The 17,834-nt window shown below is 32.1% G+C and carries 16 protein-coding genes; 7 read left to right on the top strand and 9 right to left on the bottom strand.

The annotated features are described in order from the left end of the window. Positions 1-6: 6 nt before the first annotated feature. The 4 genes from dusB (at position 7) to GFU93_RS09845 (ending at position 4,310) form a co-directional block, all read left to right on the top strand. Positions 7-987 carry a tRNA dihydrouridine synthase DusB gene (gene dusB / locus GFU93_RS09860; RefSeq protein WP_160541825.1) on the top strand — a complete coding sequence of 327 codons (981 nt, stop codon included), beginning with the start codon at positions 7-9 and terminating at the stop codon, positions 985-987. Positions 988-1,167: 180 nt separating this feature from the next. Continuing rightward, complete coding sequence (dprA, locus tag GFU93_RS09855) at positions 1,168-2,253, top strand: DNA-processing protein DprA (RefSeq protein ID WP_160569075.1); 1,086 nt, start codon at positions 1,168-1,170, stop codon at positions 2,251-2,253. 331 nt (positions 2,254-2,584) lie between these two features. Next, positions 2,585-3,100, top strand: a complete 516-nt coding sequence (locus GFU93_RS09850) for a YceI family protein (RefSeq protein ID WP_160564473.1) — start codon at positions 2,585-2,587, stop codon at positions 3,098-3,100. A 211-nt stretch (positions 3,101-3,311) separates the two neighbouring features. Then, the gene (locus GFU93_RS09845) at positions 3,312-4,310 is read left to right on the top strand and encodes a homocysteine S-methyltransferase family protein (RefSeq protein ID WP_160569073.1); all 999 of its coding nucleotides are present in this window, start codon (positions 3,312-3,314) and stop codon (positions 4,308-4,310) included. A 130-nt stretch (positions 4,311-4,440) separates the two neighbouring features. On the opposite strand, the gene GFU93_RS09840 is transcribed toward GFU93_RS09845, so the two are convergent. Continuing rightward, positions 4,441-4,857 (bottom strand): Hsp20/alpha crystallin family protein, encoded by a 417-nt coding sequence (locus GFU93_RS09840; protein ID WP_160541821.1) that lies wholly within the window; start codon positions 4,855-4,857, stop codon positions 4,441-4,443. A 322-nt stretch (positions 4,858-5,179) separates the two neighbouring features. Here GFU93_RS09840 and GFU93_RS09835 point away from each other — a divergent pair, with 322 nt between their 5' ends. Further along, the gene (locus GFU93_RS09835; protein WP_105296649.1) at positions 5,180-5,833 is read left to right on the top strand and encodes a DedA family protein; all 654 of its coding nucleotides are present in this window, start codon (positions 5,180-5,182) and stop codon (positions 5,831-5,833) included. Positions 5,834-5,950: 117 nt separating this feature from the next. Continuing rightward, positions 5,951-7,348, top strand: coding sequence for a dicarboxylate/amino acid:cation symporter (locus GFU93_RS09830; protein ID WP_160569071.1), 1,398 nt, complete (start codon positions 5,951-5,953; stop codon positions 7,346-7,348). Positions 7,349-7,688: 340 nt separating this feature from the next. Here the strand turns inward: GFU93_RS09830 and GFU93_RS09825 are convergent, their stop codons facing one another. The 8 genes from GFU93_RS09825 to GFU93_RS09790 all read right to left on the bottom strand — a co-directional run bounded on the left by GFU93_RS09825 (position 7,689) and on the right by GFU93_RS09790 (position 16,380). Next, complete coding sequence (locus GFU93_RS09825; protein WP_160557033.1) at positions 7,689-9,563, bottom strand: thioesterase family protein; 1,875 nt, start codon at positions 9,561-9,563, stop codon at positions 7,689-7,691. Positions 9,564-9,674: 111 nt separating this feature from the next. Continuing rightward, positions 9,675-10,775: an ABC transporter permease gene (locus GFU93_RS09820; RefSeq protein WP_160569069.1), complete on the bottom strand. Its 1,101-nt coding sequence runs from the start codon at positions 10,773-10,775 to the stop codon at positions 9,675-9,677. Continuing rightward, a complete protein-coding gene (locus GFU93_RS09815; protein ID WP_160569067.1) occupies positions 10,772-11,878 on the bottom strand; it encodes an ABC transporter permease in 1,107 nt (368 codons plus the stop codon). The genes GFU93_RS09820 and GFU93_RS09815 overlap by 4 nt, the downstream gene beginning before the upstream one ends. Positions 11,879-11,914: 36 nt before the next feature. Further along, complete coding sequence (locus GFU93_RS09810) at positions 11,915-12,646, bottom strand: ABC transporter ATP-binding protein (RefSeq protein ID WP_160569065.1); 732 nt, start codon at positions 12,644-12,646, stop codon at positions 11,915-11,917. Next, positions 12,615-13,526: an ABC transporter ATP-binding protein gene (locus GFU93_RS09805; RefSeq protein ID WP_160557030.1), complete on the bottom strand. Its 912-nt coding sequence runs from the start codon at positions 13,524-13,526 to the stop codon at positions 12,615-12,617. Before GFU93_RS09805 ends, GFU93_RS09810 begins: the two co-directional genes overlap by 32 nt. Before the next feature lie 65 nt (positions 13,527-13,591). Next, positions 13,592-14,488, bottom strand: coding sequence for an HlyD family secretion protein (locus tag GFU93_RS09800; protein ID WP_185150480.1), 897 nt, complete (start codon positions 14,486-14,488; stop codon positions 13,592-13,594). Between the two features lie 4 nt (positions 14,489-14,492). Further along, positions 14,493-15,758 carry a TolC family protein gene (locus tag GFU93_RS09795; RefSeq protein WP_160569063.1) on the bottom strand — a complete coding sequence of 422 codons (1,266 nt, stop codon included), beginning with the start codon at positions 15,756-15,758 and terminating at the stop codon, positions 14,493-14,495. A gap of 10 nt (positions 15,759-15,768) precedes the next feature. Next, positions 15,769-16,380 carry a TetR/AcrR family transcriptional regulator gene (locus GFU93_RS09790; RefSeq protein WP_160569061.1) on the bottom strand — a complete coding sequence of 204 codons (612 nt, stop codon included), beginning with the start codon at positions 16,378-16,380 and terminating at the stop codon, positions 15,769-15,771. Positions 16,381-16,815: 435 nt separating this feature from the next. Between GFU93_RS09790 and pdhA the strand changes: the two genes are divergently transcribed. Further along, positions 16,816-17,820: a pyruvate dehydrogenase (acetyl-transferring) E1 component subunit alpha gene (pdhA, locus tag GFU93_RS09785; RefSeq protein ID WP_105296659.1), complete on the top strand. Its 1,005-nt coding sequence runs from the start codon at positions 16,816-16,818 to the stop codon at positions 17,818-17,820. The last annotated feature ends 14 nt before the right edge of the window (positions 17,821-17,834 follow it).

Raw genomic sequence — 17,834 nt, 5'->3', positions numbered from 1 at the left:
AAATAATTGGTTAAAATAGGAAACATAGAATTACCAGACTTTCCCTTTATTTTGGCACCTATGGAAGATGTTAGCGACCCACCCTTCCGTCGTTTGTGTAAAATGCATGGAGCAGATCTCATGTATTCCGAATTTATTTCCTCAGAGGGTCTGATACGAGATGCCATAAAAAGTAAGAAAAAGCTTGATATATTCGATTACGAACGTCCTATAGGAATACAAATATTTGGCGGAGATGAAGAGGCTATGTCTCTATCTTCCAAAATAGTTGAAACCGTACAACCTGATTTAGTTGACATTAATTTTGGATGTCCGGTTAAAAAAGTTGCCTGCAAAGGAGCAGGTGCGGGAGTGCTGAAAGACATTGATTTAATGGTTCGTTTAACTCGAGCTGTTGTACGAAGTACTCATCTTCCGGTAACCGTAAAAACCCGTTTAGGATGGGATGAATCTTCCATTACTATTGATGAAATTGCTGAACGTTTGCAAGACGAAGGAATACAAGCACTGACTATTCATGCACGAACACGATCTCAAATGTATAAAGGTCACTCCGATTGGTCTCATATTGCGCGAGTTAAAAACAATCCAAGAATTAAAATTCCTATTTTTGGCAATGGTGATATCAACTCTGCTAAAAAAGCGAAGGAATATAAAGACACCTATGGAGTTGACGGTATTATGATTGGAAGAGCTGCTATTGGAAATCCTTGGATATTCAGCCAAATTAAACATTATCTGAAAAACGGAGAAGAGCTTCCACCGCCCGATTTGCAACAACGTATTGAAGCTGTTAAAAATCATGCTAATTGGTCAGTGGAATGGAAAGGCGAACGCACCGGCCTTTTAGAAATGCGTCAACATTATTCTAATTATTTTAGGGGAATTCCTAATTTTAAAATCTATAAAACTCAATTGCTTTCAGCTCTAACGTTAGAAGAATTGAACCAAATATTTGACAACCTCCTTGCTGATCAAGCAATTTAATTCCTATTTGAATTGATGATTTACCTGATTGAGTAAATTTTTATTATTTCTAAAATCTGTTGATAAGGTTGAATTTTTAATCTGATTTATAAAAATATAGCCATCACATTTTCCATAAATTCTTATTCATCGATATTTTTTCTTTATCTTTATCCAGACTATTGATAAAGCTATCTACTAATGAATCAGGAAATTGTACATCTTATTGCCTTACGAATGTGTCCTCATATCGGCGATATGACGATTAAGAAATTAATAAGCCATTTCGGAAGCGCACAAAATGTTTGGTCTGCAAATTCTCAAGAATTGCTTTCAGTGTATCATATAGGTCATAAAACCATTCAACATTTAGGTAAACAATCGCTTTTAGATCAAGCTTATAAAGAGTTTGAATATTGCATTACTAATAATATTCAAATAGTGCATTTATGGGATGATTCCTATCCTACTATATTAAAGGAATGTTCGGACGCTCCTGTAATGCTCTATTATAAAGGTGCTATAAATTGGAAGCTACCCGCAGTAAGCATAGTAGGGACTCGTAAAATGACCTCTTATGGCGAAAATTTTACAAAAAAATTAGTAGAATGCTTTCAAAACAAAAAAATCAATATTGTCAGCGGATTGGCTTTAGGAGTGGATGGATGCGCTCATAAGAAAGCTAATGAACTTGCCATTCCCACTCTGGGAGTACTTGCTCACGGCCTATCTACTCTTTACCCTCCACAACACAAAGGATTAGCTGAAAGAATGATACAAAACGGAGGTATCCTTAGCGAATTTGCACCTAATACTAAACCCGAAAGAGCTAATTTTATACAGCGTAACCGTATCATTGCCGGGTTGTCTTCTGTAACGGTCATTGTAGAATCAGGATATGGAGGCGGTGCCATTTCCACTGTGAAATTTGCTAATTCGTATCATCGTGAGGTATTTGCTTTGCCCGGAAAAGTTACGGATACTTGCAGTCAGGGATGCAACCAGCTTATCAGAAACTTGGAAGCTCAAATACTCACCCGTCCTGAAGATGTGGTATCCTTATTTGGAGAAGCTCCTATAAAAAATTTACAACAAGAATTATGGATTGATCTCACAGATCAAGAATTAAAAATTATTGAATTGTTAAAACGTAAAGGGAAATTGCAAATTGATGCCTTATCTTTAGAATTAAATTTACCTACGTTTCAACTCATGCCGATTTTGTTACAATTAGAACTTAAAAACATCATTGAAACCCTACCCGGAAAATATTTTTCTTTACTTTGATCTCCTACTTATTTTTAAAAAATATCAGTAATAAATAGTGCCCATCCGCGAAAAATTTTAAAAAAAATCAAAAGAGAAAATAAGGTCTAATCACTTATTATCATTGTAAATGTTTTCGGAATCTTAAATTATTTATTTATTACATCCTAAACAACTACTTTGGAAAAATGATAAAAAATTTCTATTAATTTCTTTTCAAGAAATCGATTAAAAAATAATAACCATTATCCTTATCATTTATTTATATATGGTACAGTATATGTTTTAAATATATCTGATCTATAAGTATCAATAGTTAAAAGATTATTCATTACTAATAAAAAAAGGTAACATGAAAACAAAATGGTTAACTGATCCCGCTCACTCCGAGATCTTCTTTAAAGTAAAGCACATGGTAATATCAACCGTAACCGGAGAATTTACCAAATTTCAAGGTTCCATAGAATCTGAAAGTGATGATTTCTCAAATGCAAAATTTGATTTTTCCATCGATGTTGATTCTATCAATACAAAAATTGCTGATCGAGATACACATTTAAAATCAGAAGATTTCTTTGACGTTTCTCATTATCCTAAACTGACTTTTACCAGCGATTCCGGTATTAAAGACAATAAAATCACGGGCATCCTCACTATCAGAGACGTAAGTAAAGAAATTACCTTAGATGCAGATTTTGGGGGAATCATCAAAGATCCATGGAATAATCAACGAGCCGGATTTGAATTTACCGGAAAATTAAATCGTAAAGATTTCGGTTTAAACTGGAGTCAAATGACTGAAGCCGGAGGTTTGGTAGTTAGCAATGAAGTTAAATTGCAAATAAATTTAGAGTTTATCGCTCAATAAATAATATAATAGTAAAAAACAGACTGAATTTAAATTCAGTCTATTTTTTTGTTCGTAAACTACTCTCGATTTTCTCATTTCGATCCTTTTTATTTATTCAATTGTATTTATCTGTTTTAATTGCAAGTGTATACACAAGTAGTTTATAAGAATTCTAATTTTAAGAAACTTATAATGTTTTATGTACTTTTGTATGAAGGTAAATTGTAACATGAAAATAGAAGAACTCATTAAACATAAGATTCTGATCTTGGACGGAGCCATGGGAACCATGATTCAACGTTTTAAATTAAATGAAGAAGATTATAGAGGCGATAGATTTAGAGATTGGAACACAGATTTAAAGGGAAATAATGATTTGTTGTCCATTACACAACCGGATATTATTAAAAATATTCATTTAGAATATTTTGAGGCGGGAGCTGATATTATCGAAACGAATACATTTAATTCGAACCGAATTTCCATGACTGACTATGATATGCAGGATTGGGTACATGAGCTTAATTTTGCTTCTGTTCAAGTGGCTAAACAGGCCCGAGAGGAATATTGGAACAAAAATGGCACAAAACCTCTTTTTATTGCCGGTTCCATGGGCCCGACCTCAAAAACCGCTTCTATTTCTCCTGATGTTAATGACCCTGCTTACCGTGAGGTAGATTTTGATTATTTAGCGGAAATTTATAAAGAACAAGCAGTATCTCTTATTCAAGCCGGAGCGGATATTCTTTTAGTTGAAACTATCTTTGATACTTTAAATGCTAAGGCTGCTTTTTTTGGTATTGAGGAAGCTTTCGATAAAACCGGTAAAAAACTTCCCCTAATGGCTTCAGGCACAATTACTGATGCGGCGGGAAGGACATTATCCGGACAAACGACGGAAGCCTTTTTAGTTTCTTTATCACATTTACCTTTATTGTCCATTGGATTAAACTGTGCTTTGGGTGCTGAACAACTTTTTCAATATTTGGAAATATTGGCTAATAAAGCACCTTTTTACCTTAGCGCCTATCCTAATGCCGGATTACCCAATCCTTTAGGCGGATATGATGAAACGCCGGAAATGATGGCTGAAAAAGTTCAATTATATTTGGAAAATCAACTGGTGAATATTTTGGGTGGATGTTGTGGAACGACTCCTGAACATATTAAGCTTTTTAGTGAATTGGCTTCAAAATATACACCTCGAACCATACCTCTTACCAAATAATGGGCTTTATAATTGTTGTTTTTATAGATTTATTTCCTCGCTATAAACCGTAAAAAAGGAGCTAAAGCATAAAAACTTTAACCCCTTTAACTAACTATAAATATTGATAGGTAAATATATAAGTAAAATTTTATTTTACTTCAATTTGTTTAGGTGCAATTTCTGTTTGTTCTTTCTTAGGTAAAACCAATTTTAAAACTCCATCATGATAGGTAGCATGTATTTTGGCTGCATCTATATTACTGTCATCTAATGTAAAACTACGTTTAAAGCTGGACTGGTAATATTCAGTTCTGTGAGATTTTTTATTATGCGTTTCAGCTTTTTTATCATAACTAATCGTTAATAATCCTTTTTCTAAATTAACTTTAAAATCTTCTTTTTTCAATCCCGGAGCGTATAAATCCACTTCAAAATTGGCTTTATCTTCAGAAATATTTACAGGTGGAAATTTTACTTCTGCTCTATTCCATGCAGGAGCATTTGAGAAAAATTCATCTAATAAATTTCCAAAACTTTTGTTGTTGCTTTTAATTAAATCTGCCATAACTTTTATTTATTTTTTTAAGATTTTTATGTTTTATGATTTTCAAATTACAGACCAAATACTTAAAAAGAATTGTAATTTATTAAAACAAAACCTATTAGATAAAAAGCAAATTTTTAAATAATGTCATTTTGTCTTATTTTTTGATTTAAATATTATTTTTTACGCCATTTTGTCATTTTGTAAATAGATTTATAGTACAGTGTTTTATTTTTTATTTCATTTAACTTCCCTGTTCGTTTTTACTATATTTGCAATCTTAATTAAAAATTTTACTATTTTTTATTACTATTTATTAAAATAACCAGTATCAATATTATTCATGGAAACTTTACACTATTTAGTTGATTTTATTCTTCATATAAATGTTCATTTAGATGAATTAATGCGCAACTACGGAAATTGGGTTTATGCTATTCTTTTTTTAATCATTTTTTGTGAAACCGGATTAGTAATTACCCCTTTCTTACCCGGTGATTCTTTATTATTTTCCGCGGGAGCTCTTGCTGCTTCCAGTGATGAATTTAGCATCTATTTATTAGCCCTATTATTTGTGGTTGGAGCTATTATTGGTGATACGGTCAATTTTGAGATAGGAAAATATTTTGGACATAAACTATTCAGTAATCCCAATTCTAAAATATTTAAGCAAAGCTATCTTCAAAAGACTCATGAATTTTATGAAAAACACGGAGGCAAAACCATTATACTTGCCCGTTTTGTTCCTATTGTTAGAACCTTTGCTCCCTTTGTTGCCGGAATGGGACGTATGAGTTATAAATATTTTATTTCTTATAATATTATAGGAGGCGTTGTATGGGTGTTTATTTTCTTATTCTTGGGATATTTTGTAGGCAATATTGGATGGGTTAAAAATAATTTACCTCTGTTAATGATTTTAATTATTGTAGTATCTATATTACCTGCCATTTTAGAAATTTTACGCAATAAATTTATTGTTAAAAAGGATAAATAAAATGCTAATATTCATGTAAGAGTTTTTATAAAAAATTTTATTTTAATATATTTGTTAAATTATTATCTATAAATGGGTAATAATTTCGTAAAATTTTATAAAAAATCATAAACTTACATGAATATATCTCGTTTTTTTAATATACTCCCTTTTATTTTTATTACTATTACAGGCGCACTGTACCTGATCAACTACTTTTTTGGAGTTATTCCGGAAAATCTTTTTTTCGCTTGTCGTTGGTTATTTATGATTTCAATAATCATCTTTGCATTTAAAAAGAAAAATTTAACCATATGGATTTTTGTAGCGTTACTAGTTGGTGCTTGTTTAGGGTATGATTTTCCGGGGGTTAGCGGAAAACTCGATATATTAAGTAAAGTATTTCTTAAGCTGATAAAAACGATTATTGCTCCTTTGATTTTTGCAACCCTAGTTCATGGTATAGCCAGTCATTCAGATATTAAACAAGTAGGTAGAATGGGTTGGAAATCTCTGGTTTATTTTGAGATCGTTACTACCTTTGCGCTTTTTATCGGACTAGCAGCCATCAACCTCACTCAAGCAGGAGTAGGAACGAAAAAAATAAATATAGCTCATGAACAATTACCACAAGTCGCATCCCAATCTTGGGAAGATATTGTATTGCATATTTTTCCTGAAAATATAGCAAAGTCTGTCGCAGAAGGGCAAGTATTACAAATCGTCATATTTAGTATCTTATTTGGAGTAGCCCTTATAATGGTAACCAAAGAAAAGCGAATGTATTTAGTAAATTTTACAGACAGTCTTGCCGATACGATGTTTAAATTTACTAATATCATCATGTATTTTGCTCCTTTCGGTGTATTGGGCGCTATGGCTTATACTATTGCACATATGGGACTGGATGCATTAATTCCTCTTATTAAGCTGTTATTAACTCTATATGGTGCTCTCATCGTATTTGTTCTCATCGTATTCCTTCCGATAGCTTTACTTATAAAAATGCCTATAAAACGATTCATTAAAGAAATCAAAGATGTGGCATTTTTAGCTTTTTCAACGGCTAGTTCAGAAGCAGCTCTACCCAAAGCCATGATTGCGATGGAAAGACTCGGCGTTCCTCGAAAAGTGATTGCTTTTGTAATGCCGACCGGGTATAGCTTTAATTTAGATGGAACTACTTTATATTTATCCTTAGCCATTATATTTGTAGCACAAGCAACGGGGGTTCATGTATCTTTTACTACCCAATTAATTATGATACTTACCTTAATCGTAACCAGCAAAGGTGTAGCCGGAGTGCCTCGTGCTTCTTTAGTTATCTTAATGGGTACGGCAAGTACTTTTAATCTGCAAGAATGGCCCATTTTAATGATATTAGGAATTGATACATTAATGGATATGGCTCGTGCTACGGTAAATGTTATTGGAAATTGTTTAGCTACTGCTGTAATTGCCCGATGGGAAGGAGAGTTTGATCCTGAAGGAGCAGAAAAAAAGTTGTTGGAAGAAGAAAATGTTCAGAAAGCCTAAGTAAACAATTTTGCTATAACCTATTATTTTCATTTAAATTTATCAGAAACGCTAAATATATAAATTTAGTATTTGACAATCAACCGATTAATGTCTAATTATTTATAATATATCGAATATTATTATCCATTTTTTATGTATGTAGGATAAATTATTGTGATACTGAAAAAGGCATTATTGGCATACGGATGAGTGAATATTTTTGAATATTAACTTATCATTTTTTGTTACAGCTTTTTTAGGTCCTACTGTTTTAAGTAATTAATTTATATTCTTTTGAAGATCGAATTAAAATAAGTCACAACCTTGTAATAGTTTAGAAATTCTTGGAAATATTAAATTACATATAAGGCATAAAAGCTTTTATAACTTCGGGAGGAATATCCAATAATCGGTAATCTTTAGGAGAAACAAATATTAATTGTTGTTTTCCTTTACCCAATAAATTTCCGGCGGAATCGAAAACTTGATGTTCCAAAGTGGCAATCTTTCGATTATATTCCGAAGCTCGTATTTTTACGCTTATCCGTTCGAATTCTCGAGTTTCAGTAATGTATTTATGTTCAAAAGATCGTGTTAATATTAAATAGGTTGTATCTTTTAAATTAAAATCGGGTAATACGTAATTAAAAAATAATTCGCGCGTCTTTCCAACCCAAAGAGCATAAACTCCAAAATAAACATTTCCAACTGAGTTGGTGTCTGCATAGGTTGCCATAAAGGAATGCACAAACCATTTACCTTCAAAATGACTTCCCGTGCTAACTTCCAAGGTTTTCCCGTTAATAGCTGTATGAGTTGCTTTAGATAAATTTTTTAATACAGGAATTTCGGACGCAGCATCTATCACTTCTTCAACTTTCTCTTTCACGACTCGTAGTAAATCAGTATTTAAAACCAACCAAAACACATAGAGTATTGGAAGTATTGAGCCTATGATCATCAATACGGCCATTTGCATAAAATAACCTCCTGCAAATACCACTAATGAAAGTGCTCCAATCGAAAAAAGTTTCACTTGAGGTAAAGAATGTTGTGAATTGGGTACAAAACAACGTGCTATACCTAATGAGGCATAAGCCACAAAAAAAGTGGCATAAAATACCATAAAATATTCCAATTCAAAATTTGCCAATACAGAGAATATCGTAATTAAACCCGCCAAAATATAGGTAGGGATGGGAGAATCTGCAATTCCTTTAGGTATTATGGATAAAACAGGACTATTACTGGATTTGGAAACTTCTTTCACAAACCACCGAGTCGAAACATATCCGCTATCTAAAGTTGTTAATACTGCGAATACTATAAATAAATAATAGGAAAGCGGAACCCATTCGGGAAGTGTAGATCGAAAGTGGATCATATAATTTACAATTTGCTCATGACCGTATTTTATACCTCCCAATCCAATCGATGCCATATTCGGATTAAACCAATTACTGTTAAAAACAAAACTTGCCATTAATCCATGAAAAATAAGCAGGAAAAAAAATATAACGGATCCGAAAAAATATCCGGTACATATATTGGTTTCTTCTTTTCTCATTTGTATAGCTCGCTGCCATTGTTGTAAATCCAGCCAAGGCCCTACAAAAAAACCAACAAAAATGGCTACCATATAGCCTATGAAAATAGGTTTTTGAGTTTCACTTTTTACCCATGCTTGATAATTGTATATTTCTTTAGGTTGTAAATAAGATAATAAGGAAACAATTATGACTAATAAAACTGCTCCAATTAATAGATGCCAGTATTTAATAGATTTAATCGAAAATTCTTCACCCAGTAAACAGGAAGCAGAAATAACCAATGAAACCACAAGTAATAAAGAAAAAATTTGTAATATACTTCCCCCATCATCCCAGCCCGGCCAATAAGAAGTAAGCAAAGGAATAAACAAATATTTTACAGTAGCAAAAACGGTTAACGTAATTGCCAATAACTGATATAAATATAAACTGAGGCGAAACGGCTTATACCATTTTTTATAAAAACGTTCTAATGATTCTTGTCCTTTATCCCGATTGGCAATTTTTTGAGTACCATAACCAAATAAAAATAATCCGATTGAGTTTAACAAAGCAAAACCCAATAGACCTGTTAAACCGAATAAATAAGTTATTTGCACGGAAAAAAACAATCCTAATCCCCACAACCAGGAAAGAGCAACCGAATTTCCCCAAAAAAAAGAATTTATGATTTTAGATTTCATTACTTTTAGTTTAAAGTATATGTTGTTTCATTAATTTATTAATGTCAAAAATAATGCTTAAGAAACTTATAAAGAACATGTTCTATGCCTTTAAATAACTCTTTCAGACTCTCAATTTGTTTTTTTGTAGCTTACAATTGCACCTACATTCAACACTACCGCAAAGATAATAATTATATATAATTGATGAGAGATATCAGCCAATGTACTTCCTTTCATATAAACCAGCCTCATCACTTCAATAAAGTAACGTACCGGATTAAACATGGTAACTATTTGCGCCCATCTGGGCATACTGCTTATCGGAGTATAAAGTCCGCCTAATAAGAAAAATATAATTATAATAAAAAACAACACAAACATGGCCTGTTGTTGCGTAGATGAAAAATTTGAAATTATTAACCCAAATCCGGTAAATGCAATAAGGTAGAAAAAACAAAATATATAAATTATTATAGCATGACCGGCCGGAACTAACCCGTATACCAACCAGGCTATTAGCATACCAACAGTTAGTATAAACATTCCCATAACCCAGAAAGGAATCAATTTTCCTATAATAAAAATATATTTTGGAATAGGAGTAACATTGATTTGCTCAATGGTTCCTGCTTCTTTTTCTTTAACAATATTCAAGGAAGAAAGCGCCCCGCCTATAATACTGAGTAGCATAACCAAAATACCGGGCACCATAAAATTTCGATAATTCATTTCTGTATTATACATATAATAGGGCTTAACAATAATTTGTCCCGAACTTTGAGACTGACTAACCAGTTCCCGATTGTAAGCTGCTAAGATTTGTCCTAAATACGAAGATCCCAATCCTGCTTTTTGTCCGTTTATGGCATTTACCGATAGCATAACATCGGTTGATTTTTCTCTTATAAAGGTATTTTCAAAATTATGGGAAATTTCTAAAATCAAGTCTGCTTCATTTTTTTCGACGATCTTCAATGCATCTGAATAAGACGTTGAATAATTGGCCAATTTAAAATATCCGGATGAAATTACTTTTTGTATCAATTCTCTGGAAGCCGAACTGTGATCGTTATCTATTATGCTTAATAAGATATTTTTCTGTTCAAATGTGGCTGCCCATGGCAATACTAATAATTGAAAAACAGGCATAAAAAATACCAATCTCAAAATAGTTTTATTCCTGAATATCTGAAGAAATTCTTTTTCTAATAAAAATTTTAATGTTCTCATAACCTGTTTTTAAACATTTTGATACTTACCACTAATAAGAAAAGAGTCATACCAATAAGTATCAGACACTCTTGCCAGATAGCAAAAAAACCAAGCCCTTTAATCATTACATCTTTAACGGCAGTAATAAACCAGGTAGCGGGTAAAATGGTTGATATTATTCTAAGCGGCAAGGGCATATTTTCTACGGGAAATATTAATCCAGAAAGCAATAATGTGGGAAGCAATAATCCCATACCCGAAATTAACATGGCAGCCTGTTGGGTTTCCGTTATGGATGAAATTAATATCCCTAACGATAAGGTGGATAGAATGAAAATTGTACATAGAAAAAGAAGTAAAAGTAAATTTCCTTCAATAGGCACTTCCAAGATGGTAACTGATATAATTAATATAGAAAAAACGTCAATAATGGAGATCAGGAAATAGGGAACTACTTTCGCTAATACAATGCTTATAGGTTTTAGAGGAGAAACTAATAATATCTCCATAGTTCCTTGTTCTTTTTCTTTTACAATTGAAATAGATGTCATCATTGAACAAATTAACATAAGAACCAACCCCATAATTCCCGGCACAAAATTATACGCACTTTTTAATTGTGGATTATAAAGCATTTTAACCTGACTTTTAATTACATAAGAACCTGAACTCGCTTTATTCATTTGTTGTTTTTGATATTCCGCTATAATTTGTTGCAAGTAGCTAACAATAGTAGATGCTTCATTAGGATCTGATGCATCTACAATAAGTTGAACATCACTAGTTCCTTGATGATACAAGTCTTTATCAAATCCTTGAGGAATAACCACCGCCAATTTAGCTTTTCCTAGGCGAAAACGTTGTTCAACCTGTTCTAATTTGTCCAGGTAGCCTGTAAGGTCAAAATATTTACTGGCATTTATTTGTTCTATAAGTTGTATGGATTGGATGGTTTTAGAATTATCTAATACAATGAAAGAGGTATTTTTAATTTCTGTCGTAATAGCAAACCCAAATATCATAAGAAGTGCTATAGGCATAATTAAAAGCATAAGCATAGTTCTAAAATCACGGGTGATGTGAAAGATTTCTTTCTTTATGAAACTAAAAAATTGATTCATGCCCTATTCTTATTTTTTCCTTTATTTAGTTAAAATCTATTCTCTTTTTGCTCCTCTTGCCAATATTTGAAAAACTTCATCCATTGTTTCCGCATGATATTTATGACGAAGTCCCGCAGGCGTATCCAATGCTTCAATTTTACCATCCACCATAATTGATACCCGATTACAATATTCTGCTTCATCCATATAGTGAGTTGTAACAAAAATGGTTATCCCGTTATTGGAAGCCTGATAAATCATTTCCCAAAAAGTACGTCTTGCTATGGGGTCTACTCCTCCGGTGGGTTCATCCAAAAAAACAATTTCAGGAGAATGAAAGGTTGACACTGCAAAAGAAACTTTTTGCTTAATTCCCAAGGGTAAGGATTTAACCAAAACATCCCTTTCTGTTTCTAAGGAAAGTTCCTCTAAACATTGTTCCGTTTTTACTTTAATATCTTTAGTGCTCATTCCATAAATACCACCAAATAATCGCATATTTTCTTTAATGGTTAAATCTTCATATAACGAAAATTTTTGGCTCATATATCCGATATTTTTTTTAATCTTATTCGACTCTTTGTAAATATCGTATCCTGCAACAATTCCTTCCCCTGAGGTGGGAGATAACAATCCACAAAGCATTCGTATGGCTGTTGTTTTTCCTGCACCGTTTGCTCCCAAAAAACCAAAAATTTCACCTTTGGATACTTCAAAGCTTATATGATTGACTGCAATAAAATCGCCAAATTTTTTAGTTAACCCTTTCGTTACTATGGTTTTCATTTTTGTTCATTAAATAAATAAAACAATCTTCGATTCCCGGTTCAATTTCTTTTACTTCAGCTCCCTCTATCGTAACCTTTTCATTTTTAAATGTCACGTGCAAATATTCTCCGAATATATAACAGCTGTTTATTTCTTTTTGTTTGCGTAATTGCTGAAGAAGCTTATAATTATTATCAGATCGTACCGAATATAATTTATACGGATATTCTTGCGTAATCTGCTTAGGAGTATTGACAGAAAGTATTTTTCCTTCTTGAATTAGCGCAATCTTATCACATAAACTTGCTTCATCCATATAAGGTGTAGAAACCATAATAGTAATTCCCTGTTGTTTAAGTCGGGTTAACATATCCCAAAATTCTTTCCTGGATACGGGATCTACTCCTGTGGTCGGCTCATCTAAAAATAAAACCGAAGGCTTATGTATTAAGGCACAACATAGGGCTAGTTTTTGTTTCATTCCTCCCGAAAGTTTACCTGCTCTTCTCTTCTTGAAGGGTTCGATTTGAACATATATATCTTTAATTAAATCATAATTTTTTTCTACCGTTGTATTGAATACTCGAGCAAAAAAATTAAGATTTTCTTCAATACTTAAATCTTGATAAAGCGAAAATTTACCGGGCATATACCCGACTCTTTCCCGTATTTGTAAAAAGTTTTTCTTTACATCAAACCCATCTACAAATGCCTCTCCTTTATCCGCCACCAACAAAGTGGTTAATATTCTAAATAGAGTGGTCTTTCCTGCTCCATCGGGACCTATTAAACCAAATAATTCTCCTTTATTAATTTCAATAGATATATCTTGTAAAGCTTCAACCGGAACTTTACCCGTATAGGTTTTTGAAATATTTTGTATGGAAATAACACTCATTATCTTTATTATATCTTCACTAGAATTTATTCTTGTTTTCTTTTAGAAAATGAATTTAGAACTTATCAGAAATCCACATCACCATACATACCTATTTTAATAAGCCCGTCAGTATTTGTTACTGCGATTTTTACCGCATACACTAAATTTTGGCGCTCATCTTGGGTCTGAATAGTTTTTGGAGTGAACTCGGCTTTATCGGATATCCATGTAATAGTGCCCGGATAGGATTTTTGTTTATCTTCAGAAATATTTATAAATACTTTTACTTTCTGTCCTATTTTAATTTTTTCTAATTGTTCTGAAACTATATATGCTCGTAAAAATAAATTTTTAGTATCTGCAATTTTATAGAGTGCTTTACCTTGAGTAACAACTTCTTTTTCTTCAACAAATTTGTTTAAAACAGTACCCTGAATTGGATTAATAATTTTACATTTTTTTAATTGATCTTCTATTTGGGATACTTGAACTGTATTGGTGTTACTTTCTTCATTGAGACTGTTAACCGATGTTGAAAGTGAATTTTCTTGCGCATTTAAAGATTTTTTAAGAACTTCAATTTGTGAATTCGCATCATCCAGTTGTTTTTGAGTAGCTGCATTATCTGCCAATAATCTTTGAATTCTTCTTTTTTCAAATTCAGCTTTCGCAATCTGTTCTTTTATGGAAGAAACTTGGATGGATATGTCCGGTCTTTTTACCTGTATGGCTTTATTGGTAGCTAATAATTGTCTTTTCTTTAAATACAGCTGAATGCTGTCAACATATCCAACGTATTGTCCTTTGGCCAATTGATCTCCTTCCGTTAATTGAAAAGATTCCAATTTACCGTTAGCTTCCGATGAAACAATTACTTCAGTTGCTTCAAACGTTCCCGACGCATCATGCTCAAATTTATTTCGATTACAAGATAACAGGAACATAAACGTTCCCAGGGTAAATATTATTAACTGTCTCATAGTTCTAATTTCCTTGTGTATATTTATAATTATAGATACTTTGTAAATATTGCATTTCATGTATAGACTGTGTTACTCGTGCCTGATTTTCTGCATTAATATCTCCGATTAAATCATTCATATTGTAAATTCCATTTTTATACTTACTCTCTCCGGCCTTTTTAACACTATTCCTCAACCGAATAATTTCATCATCTTTTACCATCAATTGTTCATATTTATTTATTTCATTCTGGATTTGGGTTAGCTGAACATGGGTGTTAAATAAAAAGGTTTCTTTTTGAGATTGAAGTGAATTCCTGTCATTTTTTAGTAATCGATATTCGTTTTTCTTTGTGTATAAGTTTCCAAAATTCCAACTTAAACGCACCCCGCCAATAGCATACGTTTTAAAATCTGAGTTCAACATATTTAAACCGGGTTTTCCATACCCTCCTTGAGCAAAAAGTGAAAATTTAGGCATATTTTTAGCTTTTATCGTACTCTCTTTGGCTTCATATACTAAATTTTGCTTATCATACATCCTTAATTCCGGACGAGAAATCTCTTGATCAAAATTGATACTATTGTCCGGTAATTTCAATTCAACTCCTTGACTTATTTCTTCATGTATAAATAAAGAAAGCATTTTTATATAAGCCATTCGTAAAGTGGTAAGCTCAATTCTTTTTTGATCGGTATTTAATAATTCCACTTTAACCAAATCTAAATCAGATACCATGGCAACACCATTTTTTAGCATGGCACTAACCAGGTTATAATTGGTTTGTAAATCGGAGTTTAAAACATCCAATTGATTTAATTGCTTGTCAATCGTTAGAATTCCAAAATACAATTGATTAATTTTTTCCCTTACAGTATATAAGTTTACTTCAAGCTTTTGCTTTTCAAAATCTGAATTCGCTTGGGTAATTTTTTTTTGAGATCGTATTGCTCCTCCATCCCATAGCAATTGTGTAACATCTAAAGTTATTTTGTATTGATCTTTGTCCATTTCGGGAATATTGTAACCCGGAATCTTTATGGGTATTTTAGTTACTTGAGTTTGATAAGAAGCCTGTCCACCGAGAGAAATTTGCGGCAAGTAATTTTTTGCCAAATTATCCAAAGTATAGTCTTCGGCTAGAGAAATTAAATCATATTGTTTAATTAACGGATAATTTTCTCTTGCTTTTTCCTGACATTTTTCCAGACTTATTACCGATAATTGAGAAAACAACAGACAAGGAAGTAAACATAATTGTAAAAATATATACCTTTTAGTTTTCATAATCTCATTATTATACTAGCTTTAACATTGACTTTAACCAAATTGGAACTAAAGTTTTGCGTTGTTCGATGAAATCAGCAAAACTTTTTTCATCCATTATATTTACATATTTTATAATAGGCTGTCCTATTATCGGAAAAATAGACATGGAAACTAGATTTATAAAAAAATGTATCGCTGTAAAATTCAACTTTTCTTTATTTATTTGCTCATTGATCTGTTTGAACATATAAGTCTCTTGGATAAAACCTTCAGGAATTTTAACCCTATCAAAAAGATGTTGTGGATTAGCCTGTAATTCACTGAATAAAAAAAGAGGCAAATTTGAATTTTTGGACATTCCTTCTATATATCTTAAGACTCCTGCATCTATTTTCTCGGTCAAGGTTGTTTGTTTATTATTCATTATATGTTCCAGATAAGAAAACATTTCTTCTATGCTCTCCTGCATCACTATTTCAAATAAATTTTCTTTACTTCTGTAATAATAATTTAGCAGAGCCAAATTGATACCCGCCTCTTTTGCTATATCTCGGGTACGAGTTAAACCAAAACCTTTTTTTTGAAAAACGCGCTTTGCAGCTTCTTTAATTTTTTGCTCTGTTGAAACATCTCTGACCATATCCTGATTTTCATTTCCAATTTTATAATTTATTCATTGCAATCGTATTGCATTTTTTATACCACTAAATATATTTTAATGCAAATATATTTAAATTTTTGATTTAATCAAATGATTAAATTTTATTTAATGAATAGTTTTTCATAACTATAACTTCTATAATAATTCTTTTAAATGATCAGATATATATCGAAATGAAATTTAATGAATTGAAAAATTAGACAAATAATATTTCTACTAAATAAAAATAAAACAAATAATAATATGAATAAATTATCATACTCAATTATTAAATCAGCATTAAATAAAAATAAATAATTACTATTATAAATAATTTAATATAAATAATCATAATATAAGTATTTAAACTTATAAAATCTAAATTTTGTTAGTTCATAGTATTTGATGTAAATTTGCGTGTCAAATTGTACAAGGATGAAAGAATTTAGTAAAGAAGTATACCTCAAGTGGTTTGAGGATATGACTATGTGGAGAAGATTTGAGGACAAAGCTCGTTCTCTATATTTAAAAGATAAAATCAGAGGTTTTTTGCATTTATATAATGGCCAAGAGGCAATTGCAGCAGGTTTTACTCATGCAATGGATATAACCAAAGACAAGATTATAACCTCTTATCGTTGTCATGCTCATGCATTAGCCATGGGGCTGGATCCTAAAGTAGCCATGTCTGAATTATGCGGTAAAGCCACCGGTTCGTCTCAAGGATTGGGTGGATCTATGCACCTTTTCAGCCGTGAGCACAATGTATACGGTGGACATGGTATTGTAGGTGGTCATATCCCGTTAGGTGCCGGTATAGCCTTCGCAGATAAATATTTTGAACGCGACGCGGTTACTATTTGCTACATGGGTGACGGTGCAGTAAGACAAGGTACTCTACATGAAACATTCAATATGGCTATGAACTGGAAATTACCGGTAGTATTTGTTTGTGAAAACAATCAATATGCTATGGGTACATCAGTTGAAAGAACTACTAATAATTTGGATATTTACCAATTAGGACTAGGGTATGAAATGCCATGCGCTCCGGTGGATGCAATGAATCCTGAGACAGTTGCAGAAGCAGCTTACGAAGCTATTGAAAGAGCAAGAAGAGGTGATGGCCCTACATTCCTTGAGGCTAGAACGTATCGTTTCCGAGGACATTCCATGTCTGATGCTGAGCCTTACAGAACGAAAGAAGAAGTGGAAGAGCATAAAAAAGAAGACCCGATTCTATTCGTAAAACATAAAATTTTGTCTAATAATTGGGCAAGCATCGAAGAATTAGATGAAATAGATAAAAGATTAAAGGATGAAATGAATGAAGTTGGTAAGTTTGCAGAAGATGCTCCTTACGCTGATGATGACGTATTATATAAATATATATACTCTGAGCCGAATTATCCTTTTTTAGATAAATTAGAAAACCAATAAAAACACGAATCAAA

Source organism: Apibacter sp. B3546 (assembly GCF_009827885.1).
Taxonomy (GTDB): domain Bacteria; phylum Bacteroidota; class Bacteroidia; order Flavobacteriales; family Weeksellaceae; genus Apibacter.
The sequence above is the reverse complement of the archived record's forward strand: the minus strand, read 5'-3'. Positions and strand labels throughout refer to the sequence as shown.